The organism is Pseudonocardia sp. N23 (assembly GCF_002583555.1).
Lineage (GTDB): Bacteria > Actinomycetota > Actinomycetes > Mycobacteriales > Pseudonocardiaceae > Pseudonocardia.
This window is the reverse complement of record NZ_BEGX01000155.1, coordinates 52410-66890: the sequence shown is the minus strand read 5'-3', so window position 1 is coordinate 66890 and position 14481 is coordinate 52410. Positions and strand designations below refer to the sequence as shown.

Genomic DNA, 14481 nt, shown 5'->3' with positions numbered 1-14481 from the left:
GACGTGACCCACGCGGCCGACGCCGGCCCTGCGAGCCTGTGCCGCAGCGCCTCCCCCAGGTGACGCACCCGCCTCTGCAGGGGATGATGCGGGCATGAAGCCGCTACCGATGCCGGTGCGGATCGCCGCCGGCCTTGTCGCCACTGCCGTCGAGCAGGCCCGCGACCTACCACGACTCGTCACCGAGCTGCCCGTCACGGCGGTGAGCCAGGCGCTGCAGGCCTCGATGCGGGTGCAGCAGCGGGTCACCGAGCTGGCGATCAAGGGCGACCGTGCGCTGGGTGCACTGCGTCCGGTCCCGGAGACGCCGAGCTGGGCGACGTTCGACGACGACGAACCGCCGACGACGAACGGCGCGTCGGTGACGTCGATGCGCAGCCGCGCGACGTTCGACGACGCCCCCGCAGGTCGCGCTGCGCAGGATGACGCCACGCACGAGGACGCCGTGCACGAGAACGCCGTGCACGAGGACGCCGTGCACAGCACCACCGTGCACGAGGACGACGTGCTGCCCGCCGATCCGTCGGACCCGATCGACGTCGCCGACCCGGCCGCGGAGGTCGCTGCCGGGACCCGGCGCGCCGCACACGCCGACGAGGACGCCGACGGCCCGGCCGTGCTGCCCGGCTACACGGGCATGACGATCCCGCAGCTGCGCGGTCACCTGCGCCGGCTCGGCGTCGACGACCTGCGCTCCCTGTTGCAGTGGGAGATCAGCCACAGCAACCGTCCCCCGTACGTGACGATGCTGGGCAACCGCATCGTGACGGTCACCGAGGGGTGAGCGAGGCCCCGACCTCGCCCGAGTCGCCGTGGCCGGTCCGCACGGTCGCACGCAAGATCTCGGAGTGGGTCGACCGGCTCGGCGCCGTCTGGGTCGAGGGGCAGCTCGCGCAGGTCACGGCCCGTCCCGGCACCGGCACGGCGTTCCTGACGCTGCGCGACCCCGCCGCCGACGTCTCCCTGCAGCTCACGTGCCCGGTCGCGCTGGTCCGTGAGGGCGGGCCGGCCGTCGCCGAGGGCAACCGGGTGATCGTGCACGGCAAGCCCTCGTTCTTCCTGGGACGTGGCACGTTGAGCCTGCGGGTCGACCGCATCCAGGCCGTCGGCCTCGGCGAGCTGCTGGCCCGCATCGAGCGGCTGCGCCGGCTGCTGGCCGCGGAGGGCCTGTTCGACGTGGCGCGCAAGCGGCCGTTGCCGTTCCTGCCGGGCTGCATCGGTCTGGTGACGGGCCGGGCGTCGGCGGCGGAGCACGACGTCGTCAGCAACGCGACGGCGCGCTGGCCGTCGGTGCGGTTCCGCATCGAGCACACCGCGACGCAGGGCGGGCTGGCCGTCGCGCAGATCGTCGACGCCCTCGGGGTGCTCGACCGCGACCCGGGCGTCGACGTGATCGTGCTGGCACGCGGCGGCGGCAGCGTCGAGGACCTGCTGCCGTTCTCCGACGAGACCCTGTGCCGGGCGGTCGCCGACTGCCGCACCCCCGTGGTGTCGGCGATCGGTCACGAACCCGACACCCCGCTGGTCGACCACGTCGCCGACCTGCGCTGTTCCACCCCGACCGAGGCCGGCCGGCGGCTGGTCCCCGACCTCGCCGAGGAGTCCGCGCGGATCGCCGGTCTGCGCGACCGGGCCCGGCGGGCGCTGCACGGCTGGGTCGACCGGGAGCAGCGGCTGCTGACGGCGCTGCGCGCCCGTCCGGTGCTGGCGGATCCGTTGCACGCCATGCGGTCGCGGCACGACGAGCTGGAGCGGATGCGTGAGCGTGCCAGGGGGGCCGTCGAGCAGGGGCTCGACCGGCGGACCACCGAGGTCGCACACCTGCGCGCCCGGCTGACGACGCTCGGCCCTGCCGCCACGCTCGCCCGCGGCTACGCGATCGTGCAGCGGGTGCCGGGGTCGACCGGCGACACCGCCGACCGGGGTGTGGCCTGGCCGGTGCTGCGGTCGGCGGGCGAGGTCGGCGACGGTGACCGGCTGCGCATCCGGGTGGCCGACGGCGCGGTCACCGCCCGCGTCGACGGCGCGGCGGCCACCGGCAGGCCGGCCACGCGGAAGCCGGCGGCACGGAGGCCCCGGAAGAAGGAACCCCCGGCGGCCGACGCGGCACCCGCCGGGAAGGATGACCCGTCATGAGCGACGCACGGCCCCCGGTCGAGAGCCTGGGCTACGAACAGGCCCGCGACGAGCTGGCCGAGGTCGTGCGCACGCTGGAGGTCGGTGGGCTCGGCCTCGACGAGTCGGTGGCGCTGTGGGAGCGCGGCGAGGCGCTGGCCCGACGCTGCGACGAGCAGCTGGCGGGGGCGCGCGCGCGCGTCGAGAAGGCGCTCGACCAGGCCCGCGAGCAGGACGGCTGACCCGGGTTCAGGACGGCGTGCGGCCCACGGCGAGCGGGCGGCCGTCGACGGCGGCCTGAGCCAGCACGCGGAAGTCGGCCTCGGTCGCGCTGCCGGTGAGCAGCAGCCGCGACGGCGGCGAGGCCGAGGGCAGGGCCGCCACCCACATCGCCTCGTTGCGGGGCCCGACGCGGTAGACGACCCAGCTCAGGCCGGCGGCGTCGACGGTTCCGGTCGCGGTCTGCGGGCCGCCCGCCTCGGCGGCGACGAGGTTCTCCTCCGAGGCGTCGCTCTGCACGAGCCGCACGTAGGACCCGCCGTCGGTGAGGTAGCCGACCCGCACGGCGCGGCCGCCACCCTCGATGGGCCCGGTGTCGACGGAGTTGCTCCGCCAGCCCGCGGGGAGGGTCGGGACGTGCAGCGCGAACGGTGTCACCGGTGCCGCGTCCTGCAGGCGGGCGACGGCGTCGACGGTCGGGGCGGACCCGGGATCGACGGTCGGCCCGGCCGGGCTGAACGAGCAGGACCTGGTGAACAGCACCGCAATGACGATGATCACGCCCATCGCGACGAGCAGGTCGCGTATGGAGAGCGCCGCCCGCGACGGCTTGACCGGCGGCTCCTCCCCGGTGTCGACGGGCACCCGGGTGCGGGCAGGCTCGCCCACGGCGGCGCCCTGCCCGGTCGGTGCGCCGGGGTCGGCAGCGGCCTCACCTGCGCCGACGGCGTCGGCGGACCGGTCGGGCGTGGCCTCGGCCGCGGGCGTCGCGACGTCGTTCGCGTCCGGACCGGCCGTGGGCCCGGCCCCGGTCGGGTCCGGCTCGGGACGCTGCGGTTCGGGCGGCGGTGCACTGCTCACGTCACCATCGTCTCAGGCCCTCGGCGGACCGGCGCGGGGCGCCGATCTGCGAGGATCGGAATCCGACACCCCCGACACCTGGAGGCGCCCCCATGTCCACCGAGCAGCGCATGCGGCCCGACCGCAACCTGGCGATGGAACTCGTCCGCGTCACCGAGGCGGCGGCGATGGCCGCGGGGCGCTGGGTCGGCCGGGGCGACAAGAACGGCGGTGACGGCGCCGCGGTCGACGCCATGCGCCAGCTGATCGGCACGGTGTCGATGCGCGGTGTGGTCGTGATCGGTGAGGGCGAGAAGGACGAGGCGCCCATGCTGTTCAACGGCGAGGAGGTCGGCAACGGCGAGGGCCCGTGGTGCGACGTCGCCGTCGACCCGGTGGACGGCACCACGTTGATGGCCAAGGGCATGACCAACGCGCTGGCGGTGCTGGCCGTCGCCGAGCGCGACGCCATGTTCGACCCGTCGGCCGTCTTCTACATGGAGAAGATCGCGGTCGGGCCCGAGGCCGCCGACGTCATCGACATCACCGCGCCGGTCGGCGAGAACATCCGCCGGGTGGCCCGGGCGAAGGGCTACGAGGTCGCCGACGTGACGGTCTGCATCCTGGACCGGCCGCGGCACGCCGACATCGTCGAGCAGGTCCGCGCGACGGGCGCCCGGATCAACTTCATCTCCGACGGCGACGTGGCCGGCGCGATCTCGGCGGCGCGGCCCAACACCGGCGTCGACATGCTGTACGGCATCGGCGGCACGCCGGAGGGCATCATCGCGGCGGCCGCGCTGAAGTGCATGGGTGGCGCGATCCAGGGCCGGCTCTGGCCGACCGACGACGCCGAGCGCGAGAAGGCCATCGCCGCCGGGCACGACCTGAGCCGGGTCCTCGGCACGGACGACCTGGTCCGTGGCGACAACGTGTTCTTCTGCGCGACCGGTGTCACCAACGGTGACCTGCTCAAGGGCGTGCAGTACGGCGGGGGCGGCTGCACGACGCAGTCGATCGTCATGCGCTCGAAGTCCGGCACGGTCCGGATGATCGACGGCTACCACCGGCTCACGAAGCTGCGCGAGTACTCCTCGATCGACCTCGGGTCCGACGGCACGGGCGACGCCCCGCCCCTGCCATGACGACCCGGCGATCCGCCTCGACGTGACCGAATCGTGAACATTCGGCGACACGGTCGGGGCGGGTCGTCGTGGTGTGATCATCCTGCGTCCGGGGGCCGTGACAGGGGGTGCGGGATGCGCGCATTTCGGGTGATGTCGGCGTTGTTGCTGGGTGTCATCGTGCTCGCCGGGTGCGCGCACGCCGGCGCCGAGCCGTCGAAGTTCCCCGACCGGGTCCCGCCCGCGGTCACCGCCGAGGCGCCCGTGTCGCAGGAGCCCGCGGTGGCAGCGTCGACGGTCCCGCCGACGAGCGTCGCGCCGACGACCGCGCCCCCGACCACGAAGCCCGCTGCCCCGACGACGACGCGGCCGGCCACGCCCGTCGGTCTGGCGGACGGCACCCCCTGCAAGGCGACGGTCTCGGCGTGCGTGCAGCTGTCCACGAAGAAGGCGTGGCTGGTCAGCGGCGGCAAGGTCGCCTACGGGCCGGTGCCGATCACGAGCGGCCGCGCGGGCTGGCGTACGCCGCCGGGCATGTTCGCGGTGACGTTCAAGAACATCAACCACAAGAGCAGCCTCTTCAACGACGCGCCGATGCCGTACTCGGTGTTCTTCAACGGCGGCATCGCCTTCCACCAGGGCAGCCTGTCCCAGCAGTCGCACGGCTGCATCCACCTGTCCAAGGCCGCGGCGCAGGCGTTCTTCGCGGCGCTGAGCAAGGGCGAGCCGGTCCAGGTCGTATCCTGACGCCCACGGCGACGAGTCGGGTCCGGCGTCGAGTCCTGACGCCCACGGCGACGAGTCGGGCTCGACGCGGGGTCGCGCGACCGGGGACGGGTCGTGGTGGCCGTCTCGTCGTAGGTCGGCCGGGAACGGGGAACACTGGGACCATGAGCGACGCCGACGCCGGGTTCAGGATCGAGCACGACACGATGGGCGAGGTCCGGGTGCCCGCCGACGCGCTGTGGCGTGCGCAGACCCAGCGGGCCGTCGAGAACTTCCCGATCTCCGGCCGTGGCCTCGAGCGGGCCCAGATCCGGGCCCTGGGCCTGGTCAAGGCGGCCGCGGCGCGGGTGAACGGCCGGATCGGCGTGCTCGACGCGGGCATCGCCGAGGCGGTGGCCGCCGCGGCCGACGAGGTCGCGGAGGGCCGCCACGACGGCCACTTCCCCGTCGACGTCTTCCAGACCGGGTCGGGCACGTCGTCGAACATGAACGCCAACGAGGTGATCGCGACGCTGGCCTCGGGGACGGGCGTCGACGTCCACCCGAACGACCACGTGAACGCATCGCAGTCGTCCAACGACGTCTTCCCGACGACGATCCACCTGGCCGCGACGGAGGCTCTGGCCCGCGACGCCGCGCCCGCGCTAGACCACCTGGCCGCGTCGCTGCGCCGGCGCGCGGCGGACTGGGCCGACGTCGTGAAGGCGGGCCGGACGCACCTGATGGACGCCGTCCCGATCACGCTGGGCCAGGAGGCCGGTGGCTGGGCCACGCAGGCGGAGAACGGCGCGGCCCGGGTGCGTGACGTCCTGCCCCGGCTGGCGCAGCTGCCCATCGGCGGGACGGCCGTCGGTACCGGGTTGAACGCGCCTGCGGGGTTCGGCGCAGCGGTCGTCGACGAGCTGCGCACGGCGACGGGGCTCGCCGTGCTGTCGGAGGCGCCCGACCACATCGAGGCCCAGGGCGCGCGGGACGCCCTGGTCGAGGCGTCGGGGGCGCTGCGCACCGCGGCGGTGTCGCTGTACAAGATCGCGAACGACCTGCGGTGGCTGTCCTCGGGTCCGCGGACGGGGCTGGCGGAGATCCACCTGCCCGACCTGCAGCCGGGCAGCTCGATCATGCCGGGCAAGGTCAACCCCGTCATCTGCGAGGCGACGATGATGGTCGCTGCGCAGGTCATCGGCAACGACGCGACGGTCGCGTTCTCGGGCAGCCAGGGCAACCTCGAGCTCAACGTCATGATGCCGGTGATGGCGCGCAACGTGCTGGAGTCGGCGCGGCTCCTGGCGGCGGTGGCGCGGCTGCTGGCCGACAAGGTCGTCGACGGCGCCGTGGCCGACGTCGAGCGGACGCGGGAGTACGCGGAGTCGTCGCCGTCGATCGTGACGCCGTTGAACAAGTTCATCGGCTACGAGGAGGCGGCGGCGATCGCGAAGCAGTCGCTGAAGGAGCGCCGCACGATCCGCGAGGTCGTCCTGGAGCGGGGGCACGTCGAGGCGGGGAGGCTGACGCTCGAGCAGCTGGACGCGGCGCTGGACGTCCTGGCGATGACCCGCCCCGAGCAGCCCGGCCGGCGCAGACCCGACCACCGTGGGTGACACACCGCACGTCGCGCAGTCTCGTGGTTCATTCGTTGGACAGACGGAGGACCCCTCTCGGGCCCGACTCACCGACGCCGGAGCCGGGCCCGGCCGCCCCGGGTCGTTCAGCTCACGAGGTCGCGCGGGCGCAGCACCAGCCGGACACCCAGCACCGTCGGGGCGAGCAGCAGCCACGCCGCGCTGACCACGACCGAGTCCGCGGGCCCGAGGATGATCTGGGCGAGCGTCGACACGGGGAACCACAGCCCACACAGCAGGGGTTGCCACCGCAGGAGACCCCGCACCCGACCGGCGACGGCGACCACCACACCCACCAGGAGCACCAGCAGCTGCCCGAGCGGCCAACAGGCGTCGAGCGCCATCAGCGCCTGCGGGAACTCGTCGTAGTGGTCGTAGCCCAGGGACAGCACGTTCACCAGGAACGCGCCGGCCAGCACGACGACGGTCACCGCCGCCAGTATCCGGCCGAACCGGTTGCCAGTGAGCCGTGCCGCCCGCAGGACGAGGACGAGGGCGACCAGGCCGGCCACGTAGGCCAGGCCGGTCACGGTGTCGAGAACCTGGACACCGTCCAGCACGGCGTCACCGACGACGAGCGTCCCGACGGCCCATGCCGTGGCTCCGCCGGCGAGCAGGGCGCCTGCCGCCCGGACGGTCGCCGAGGAGGGACTGCCTCCGGGCGGCGGGACGACGACCCGCGACGCGGCGTCGGACGTCGGAACAGGGGTGTGGGACGGATCGGGCACGGTGCTCCTCCGGTCGTGGACGGTCTCACTCATGGACGTCTCGACCGTCCGCCACGACCGTCCCGGTCGCCCAGGGAGCGTTGTCCCCGATCGGCCCGAACCCGCCGGCCCCATGACCGGGACCCGCCGTCCCGGACATGGTCCCGGGTGGGGTCCCTGTTCCGGGACGGTCCGCGGGACAAGGACCCCTGACGCACCGGCGCTCCTGTGGGCGATGCTCGTCGCGTGCAGGATCCCTCTCGTCCAGCGCCGGTGACCGACCGGCGGCCCGACGCGTTCGGTCTCCCCTTCCTCGTCGCCGTCGTCGCCGGGCTCTGCGTGCTCGGCGCAGTCCTGGCGGTCGGGGTCGACATCACGCTCGGCTCGACGCCACGTCCCGCGCTCCTCGACGTGACGATCTGGTCGTCGGCGGTGCCCGGTGCGGTGCTCGTCGTGGTGGGAGCCTGTCTGTCCGTCCGCGCACCCCGGCACCCGATGACCTGGGTCCTGTTCGCGGGCGGGCTGCTGACCTGGCTCAGCGGGGTGACGGTCGGATACGCGACATGGTCCCTGCTGCGCCACGGTGGCGAGTGGCCCGGCACCGGTGTCGTCGCCCAGTTCGGCGCCCGGATCGGTCCCCTGTTGAACCTCGTGCCCCCGCTGATGCTGCTCGGGTTCCCCGACGGTCGGCTACCGTCACGCCGGTGGCGGGTCCCGGTGATGCTCTCGCTCATCGCGTCCGCCGTCGCCGTCCTGGTCGCTGCCGTCGTCCCCTGGCACCTGCTCGGTGTCACCGACGCCGGTGTGCCAGACGAGGTACTCCCCGTCACGCTGCCCGACGACGTGTGGATGGTCGCGCTGAGCGCGCTGCCGTGGCTGATCGCGACCAGCCCGGTCGTCCCGGCACTGGTGTTCATGGCGCGGTTCCGTTCGGCGGGGGCCGAACGGCGCGCGCAGCTGCGGTGGATGATGCTCGCCGCGGTCGTGAACCTGGCGCTCATGGTGGTTCCGGCAGTCGTGGGGCCGGGATGGGCGACGGACGCAGCGTTCGCCGTGTCCCTGGTCGCGCTCGCCGCCGCCGTGCTCGTCGCTGTGACCCGGCACCGGCTCTACGAGATCGACGTCGTCGTCGGCCGGGTCCTGGTCTACGGCGTCCTCGCGGCCACGGTGATCGCGCTGGACCTCGCGGTGTTCCTCGGCGCCGGGGCCGCGCTGGGCGACCCGATGGCGGCGGTCGTGGCGGCCGGTGTCGTCGCCGTCGCCTACGCCCCGCTCCGCTCGAGGATCGAGCGGGTCGTGGCCCGCTTCGCGCCGGGACGCATCGAGCCCTACGCGGTCGTCGCCGACCTGGCCGACCGGCTCGAACGAGCCGGGGACCCCGCCGCGCAGCTCGCCGACGTCGCCCGCACGGTCGCGATGGCGGTCAGCAGCCCCTACGTCCGGGTCGAGCTCGACCGCGCCGACGGCGCCACGGTCACCGCCGAGTCCGGGCACCCGTCGCCCGACGTCGTGGTGCTGCCCTTCGCCTATCGCGAGGTACCGATCGGCCGCCTCGCACTCGTGGCGCCCGCCGTGACCCCACCCCGGGCGCGTCAGCGGCTCATGGCGGACGTCGTGCGCCAGTCGGCGGTCGCCGTGCGGTCGGCCGCTCTCGCCGATGAGCTGCAGCGCAGCCGTGAGGAGCTCGTCACCCGGGTTGCGGAGGAACGACGCCGGCTGCGCCGCGACCTGCACGACGGTCTGGGGCCCCTGCTCGCGGCGGCCGCCCTCAAGACCCAGGCCGCAGCCAACCTCGCCGCCACCGACGTCGCGGCGGCCCGCGCAACGCTCGACCTCGTGGGCGAGGACCTCGCCGCAGCGGTCGCCGGCCTGCGCCGGGTGACGCACCTGCTCCGGCCACCGGCCCTCGACCAGCTGGGCCTCGACGGCGCGTTGCGGCGGCTGGCCGGCCGCTTCGGCGGGGCCACCGACGTGCAGGTCGAGACGGTCGGCGGCACGGATGCGCTGCCGGCGGCCGTGGAGGAGGCGGCCTACCACATCGTCGCGGAGGCGCTGGCCAACGCGGTCCGGCACGCCGCGCCCACCCGGGTGCGCGTCTGCGCACGAACCGCCGGCGAACGGCTGGAGGTCGTCGTCGCCGACGATGGGGTCGGCATTCCGGACGGGGCCCATTCCGGGGTCGGGCTCGTGTCGCTGCGTGAGCGGGCCGAGGAGCTCGGTGGGCGGGTCACGATCGGCGCGGCGCCCCAGGGTGGCACGCTGGTGCGCGCGGTGCTGCCGTGCCATCCCGCCGGCCGCGACGCACCGAGCCGACATGGAGCGCTCCCATGACGAACACCGCCGCTCCGCGTGTGCTGATCGCGGACGACCACCCGGTCTACCGCGACGGGCTGCGCATGCTGCTGGAGTCCACGGGCTCCGTCGAGGTCGTCGGCACGGTCGCCGACGGGGACGCCGCGCTCGATGCCGTCGTCGACATGCGCCCGGACGTCGTGGTGATGGATCTGCAGATGCCGGGGACCGACGGGGTGGAGGCCGTCCGCCGGATCGTCACCCGGGTGCCCGGCACCGGCGTCCTCGTCCTGAGCATGCACGACGACGAGGAGAACGTGGTCGCCGCCGTCCTCGCGGGCGCACGTGGCTACCTGGTCAAGGGTGCGGACCAGAACGGGATCCTGCGCGCCATCACCGCGGTCGCTGCGGGCGAGGTGATCTTCGGTCCGGGTGTCGCGGACACCGTGGCCCGCCAGTTCGGCCACCTCGCCGGGAGGCGCCTGCATACGCAGCCGTTCCCCCAGCTCACCGCGCGCGAGCGCGACGTGCTCGAGCTCGTCGCCGCAGGGTTGTCGAACGGGCAGATCGCCCAGCGCCTGGTCCTGTCGTCCAAGACGGTCCGCAACAACGTCTCGACCGTGCTGTCGAAGCTCCAGGTCGCCGACCGGGCCCAGGCGATCGTGCTCGCCCGACAGACCGGCCTCGGTGAGTCCGGTCTCCGATCACACCTCGGTATCGGCCCGGGCGGACCGCGCCGCGACGGGCGATGATGACCGCACCGTGCCGTGTACCGGCCCGGACCTCGGCGCTGCACCACCCGGACGGGTGACGTACACCGTCCGGCAACCCTCGGCGGCGAGGCTTCCCCGGGCTCGTGACGGCACGGCCCACGCAGACCGAGGAGAACGATGAAGAGGATGCACAGAGCCGCGGCGGGGGTCGCGCTCGCCGCGGTGCTCGGGCTGGCCACCGCCTGTGTCAGCTCGTCGAGCGGGTCCGGGGGCGGCACCGCGTCGTCGTCCGACGGGACGAACTGGGCGACCACCACGTCGGCGCAGGCCGGCGGTGGCATGGACGCACTCGTCGCCGCGGCCAAGAAGGAGGGCACGCTCAACGTCATCGCGCTGCCCCCGGACTGGGCCAACTACGGCGCGATCATCAAGGGCTTCGGCGACAAGTACGGCATCAAGGTCGAGTCGGCCAACCCCGAGGGTTCGAGCCAGGACGAGATCAACTCCGTCAAGCAGCTCGGCACGCAGGACCGGGCGCCCGACGTGCTCGACCTCGGCCAGGCGTTCGCCAACGGCAACGTCGACCTGTTCGCGCCGTACCAGGTGGCCACGTTCGGCGACATCCCCGCGGGCAACAAGGACGCGTCCGGCGCGTGGGTGAACGACTACGGCGGCTACATCTCCATCGGCTGCAACACCAAGCTCGTCCCCGTCTGCCCCACCACGATCGCCGACCTGGCCAAACCCGACTACTCGGGCAAGGTCGCGATCAACGGTGACCCGACCCAGGCGGCGGCCGGCTTCGCGTCGGTGTGGGCAGCGGCGCTGGCCAACGGCGGGTCGCTGGACAACATCCAGCCCGGCGTCGACTTCTTCGGGAAACTGGCCAAGAGCGGCAACCTCCTCAAGATCGACCCGACCCCGGCGACGATCGAGTCCGGCCAGACCCCGATCGTCCTGGACTGGGACTACACCAACGTCGCCCAGGCCGAGAAGGTCAAGGCGTCGTTCACCTGGCAGGTCACCGTGCCGGCCGACGGGCTCTTCGCGCAGTACTACGCGCAGGCGATCAACAAGAACGCCCCGCACCCGGCCGCGGCGCGGCTCTGGCAGGAGTACCTGTACTCCGACGAGGGCCAGAACCTGTTCCTCGCCGGCAAGGCCCGCCCGGTCCGGCTCGACACGATGGAGACCGCCGGCACCGCGACGCCCGCGCTCGTGGCCGCGCTGCCCGAGGTCGCCGGCGAGCCGCAGTTCCCGACGCAGGCCGAGACCGACAAGGCCAAGCAGGTCGTCGCCACCGGCTGGGCGACGGCGACCTCGTAGTGAGCTCTCTGCTCGACACCCCCACCGCCGCCCCGACGGACGTGCCCGTGAGCCGTCCGGCGGGGCGGTGGCGGGCCGCGCTCGGTCTGCTGCCCTTCCTCGCCTACCTCGTCGTCTTCCTCGGTGGGCCGCTGTACTTCGTGATCAGCGGCGCGCTGTCGGACCCCGACGGCCGCCCCACGTTCGACAACATCATCGCCTCGATCACCCAGCCGCAGTACCTCGCCGCGTTCCGGCAGAGCCTGCTGCTCTCCGCGGTCACGGCGGTGATCGGCGCCGTGTTCGGGACGTTCCTCGCCCAGGCCGTCCTGACCGGGCGGCCCGACAGCCCGTTGCGCCGCATCATGTCCACGGCCTCGGGCGTGCTCGCCTACTTCGGCGGGGTGCCACTGGCGTTCGCGTTCATCGCCGCGCTGGGCCAGACCGGCGTCGCGACGGCCTGGTTGCGCGGCATCGGGATCGACCTCTACGCGTCCGGCTTCCGCATCGACTCCCTCACCGGTCTCGGACTGACCTACGTCTACTTCCAGGTCCCGCTGATGCTCATCCTGATCTCCCCGGCGCTCGAAGGCCTTCTCCCGCAGTGGCGGGAGGCCGCGGAGAACCTCGGCGCGTCGTCGTGGGCGTACTGGCGCCACGTCGCGCTGCCGGTGCTCGCGCCTGCCTTCGCCGGTGCCACGCTCGTCCTGTTCGGCAACGCCTTCGCCGCCTACGCCACCGCGCTCGCGCTGACGTCGGGCTCGATCCCCCTGGTGCCGACGGCGATCGCGTCCGCATTGTCGGGCAACGTCCTGGCCGGTCAGGCCAACGTCGGCCTCGCGCTCGGGCTGGACATGGTCGTCGTCATCGGCATCGTCATGATCCTCTACCTGTGGCTGCAACGTCGCGCCGCGCGCTGGAACAAGCGATGAGGCCCCGGTGATGAGACGCAGAAGATGGCGGGTCGTCGTCCTCGCACTGGCGGCGATCTACTTCCTGGTCCCGCTGCTCGCGGCCGCGGAGTTCAGCTTCCGCAAGCCCGGTGGCGGCTACTGGTTCGGCAACTACCTGGCCATCACGACGAACGACGCCCTGCTCACGGGCCTGCTCACGTCGTTGCAGATCGCCCTGTCCACCGCGGTGGTCGTCATCGTCCTCGTGGTCCCGACAGCCGTGTGGGTGCGGCTGCGGTTCCCCTCGCTCGCAGGCGTCCTGGAGAGCGCGACGATCCTGCCGATCGTCATCCCGCCCGTCGTCATGGCGGCCGGCATCGCGTTCGTCCAGGCCAACCTCGACACCCCGCTGTTCCGGACGATGTTCTCGTCGTCGACGGCCGCGCTCACCCCGTTCTACGTGGTGCTGGCCCTGCCGTTCGCCTACCGCGCCGTCGACAACGGGCTCGCCGCGATCCCGCTGCGCACGCTCGTCGAGGCCGCCCGCAACCTCGGCGCCGGGATGGCCGGGGCGATCGTGCGGGTCGTGCTGCCCGCGGTCCGCAGCGCCGTGCTCGGGGCCGCGTTCCTGACCCTCGCGCTCGTCCTCGGCGAGATCGTCATCGCCCGGATCCTGCTCTACACCGACACGTTCCCCGTCGCGGTCGTCGAGGTCGGCCGCAGCGCGGCCGGTGTCTCGGTGGCCCTGTCCCTCGCCAGCCTGGTACTCACGTGGGTACTGCTGCTGGCGGTCTCGTTCGTCGGCGGCCGTCGTGCCGCCGGGAGGAGCTCGTCGTGACCGCCACATCCCCTCGCGTGTCCGACGCCAGGACCGCAGGTTCTGCGGCCGCGGTCGAGTTCCGCGGGGTCAGCCGGGTGTTCGGGCAGGCCCGCGCCCTCGACGGGCTCGACCTCGCGCTGCGCCCCGGCGAGCTGCTCGCCCTGCTCGGTCCGTCGGGCTGCGGCAAGACCACCGCGCTGCGGCTGCTCGCCGGGTTCGACACACCGTCGTCGGGCCAGATCCTGATCGACGGCCGCGACGTCACCGGGGTACCGGCGAGCAAGCGCGACACCGGCATGGTCTTCCAGGCCTACAGCCTCTTCCCGACGATGACCGCCGCCGACAACGTGGCCTTCGGGCTGCGGATGCGCCGCGTCGCCGCCACCACCCGTCGCAGCCGGGCAGCGGAGCTGCTGGAGCTCGTCGGGCTCGGCGACCGCGGCGGCTCCTACCCGCACGAGCTCTCCGGGGGGCAGCAGCAGCGCGTCGCGCTGGCCCGCGCCCTGGCCGTGTCGCCGTCGGTGCTGCTGCTCGACGAGCCGCTCTCCGCCCTCGACGCCCGCGTCCGCGTCCAGCTCCGCGACGAGATCCGGCGGCTGCAGCTGGCCGAGGGCATCACGACGCTGTTCGTCACCCACGACCAGTCCGAGGCGCTGGCCGTCGCCGACCGCGTCGCGGTGCTCAACGCCGGGCGGATGGAGCAGGTCGGCACCCCGCTGGAGGTGTACGGCTCCCCCGCGACCGCGTTCGTCTCCGAGTTCGTGGGCGTCGTGAACCGGTTGCCCGCGCAGGGGTCCGGAGACGGCTCGGTCGAGGTGCTCGGGAGCCGGGCCGCGCTCGAGGGCGGCGGTGCGGCCGGTCCACTGACGGTCGCGGTCCGGCCGGAGGCGCTCACCGTCGGCGACTCGGGCGGTGTCGCCGGGACGGTCCTGAGCGCCACGTTCCTCGGCCCCGTCACGCGACTCGTGGTGACGACGGACCTCGGTGAGCTCACCGTCGACGCCGTCAGCCGCGACACCCTGCCCCGCCCAGGCGAGCCGGCCCACGTCCGGCTCGACGCGGAGACGGTGCGCCCGGTGCCGGCCTGATCCACTGTGAGTGGCGACGG

14 protein-coding genes are annotated in these 14481 nt (G+C 73.6%); 12 read left to right on the top strand and 2 right to left on the bottom strand.

Annotated elements, in window-relative coordinates; genetic code table 11:
* Positions 1–94 precede the first annotated feature (94 nt).
* Genes TOK_RS30795 through TOK_RS30785 form a run of 3 tightly spaced genes read left to right on the top strand, consistent with a single transcriptional unit; the run spans position 95 to position 2357 of the window.
* Complete coding sequence (locus TOK_RS30795; protein ID WP_098961494.1) at positions 95–784, top strand: lipid droplet-associated protein; 690 nt, start codon at positions 95–97, stop codon at positions 782–784.
* Positions 781–2136, top strand: coding sequence for an exodeoxyribonuclease VII large subunit (xseA, locus tag TOK_RS30790; protein ID WP_098961493.1), 1356 nt, complete (start codon positions 781–783; stop codon positions 2134–2136). The genes TOK_RS30795 and xseA overlap by 4 nt, the downstream gene beginning before the upstream one ends.
* On the top strand, positions 2133–2357 hold the full coding sequence (locus TOK_RS30785; RefSeq protein WP_098961492.1) for an exodeoxyribonuclease VII small subunit: 225 nt from the start codon (positions 2133–2135) through the stop codon (positions 2355–2357). The genes xseA and TOK_RS30785 overlap by 4 nt, the downstream gene beginning before the upstream one ends.
* 7 nt (positions 2358–2364) lie before the next feature.
* Here the strand turns inward: TOK_RS30785 and TOK_RS30780 are convergent, their stop codons facing one another.
* Positions 2365–3195, bottom strand: coding sequence for a DUF4245 domain-containing protein (locus TOK_RS30780; RefSeq protein WP_098961491.1), 831 nt, complete (start codon positions 3193–3195; stop codon positions 2365–2367).
* 92 nt (positions 3196–3287) lie between these two features.
* Here TOK_RS30780 and glpX point away from each other — a divergent pair, with 92 nt between their 5' ends.
* The 3 genes from glpX to TOK_RS30765 all read left to right on the top strand — a co-directional run bounded on the left by glpX (position 3288) and on the right by TOK_RS30765 (position 6622).
* Complete coding sequence (glpX, locus tag TOK_RS30775) at positions 3288–4319, top strand: class II fructose-bisphosphatase (RefSeq protein WP_098961490.1); 1032 nt, start codon at positions 3288–3290, stop codon at positions 4317–4319.
* Positions 4320–4433: 114 nt separating this feature from the next.
* On the top strand, positions 4434–5045 hold the full coding sequence (locus tag TOK_RS30770) for a L,D-transpeptidase (protein WP_098961489.1): 612 nt from the start codon (positions 4434–4436) through the stop codon (positions 5043–5045).
* A gap of 143 nt (positions 5046–5188) precedes the next feature.
* On the top strand, positions 5189–6622 hold the full coding sequence (locus tag TOK_RS30765; RefSeq protein WP_098961488.1) for a class II fumarate hydratase: 1434 nt from the start codon (positions 5189–5191) through the stop codon (positions 6620–6622).
* Positions 6623–6729: 107 nt separating this feature from the next.
* On the opposite strand, the gene TOK_RS30760 is transcribed toward TOK_RS30765, so the two are convergent.
* Positions 6730–7371: a hypothetical protein gene (locus TOK_RS30760; RefSeq protein ID WP_141566635.1), complete on the bottom strand. Its 642-nt coding sequence runs from the start codon at positions 7369–7371 to the stop codon at positions 6730–6732.
* Between the two features lie 252 nt (positions 7372–7623).
* Here TOK_RS30760 and TOK_RS30755 point away from each other — a divergent pair, with 252 nt between their 5' ends.
* From TOK_RS30755 to TOK_RS33670, 6 genes are all read left to right on the top strand, one after another.
* Complete coding sequence (locus TOK_RS30755; protein ID WP_098961486.1) at positions 7624–9681, top strand: ATP-binding protein; 2058 nt, start codon at positions 7624–7626, stop codon at positions 9679–9681.
* Entirely contained in the window at positions 9678–10394 is a 717-nt protein-coding gene (locus TOK_RS30750; RefSeq protein WP_098961485.1) for a response regulator transcription factor, read from the top strand. The genes TOK_RS30755 and TOK_RS30750 overlap by 4 nt, the downstream gene beginning before the upstream one ends.
* A 138-nt stretch (positions 10395–10532) precedes the next feature.
* Complete coding sequence (locus TOK_RS30745) at positions 10533–11681, top strand: ABC transporter substrate-binding protein (RefSeq protein ID WP_098961484.1); 1149 nt, start codon at positions 10533–10535, stop codon at positions 11679–11681.
* Positions 11682–11728: 47 nt separating this feature from the next.
* Entirely contained in the window at positions 11729–12592 is an 864-nt protein-coding gene (locus TOK_RS30740) for an ABC transporter permease subunit (protein WP_253258763.1), read from the top strand.
* Positions 12593–12602: 10 nt separating this feature from the next.
* On the top strand, positions 12603–13391 hold the full coding sequence (locus tag TOK_RS33675; protein ID WP_098961602.1) for an ABC transporter permease: 789 nt from the start codon (positions 12603–12605) through the stop codon (positions 13389–13391).
* Positions 13388–14461, top strand: coding sequence for an ABC transporter ATP-binding protein (locus TOK_RS33670; protein ID WP_098961483.1), 1074 nt, complete (start codon positions 13388–13390; stop codon positions 14459–14461). Before TOK_RS33675 ends, TOK_RS33670 begins: the two co-directional genes overlap by 4 nt.
* Positions 14462–14481 lie beyond the last annotated feature (20 nt).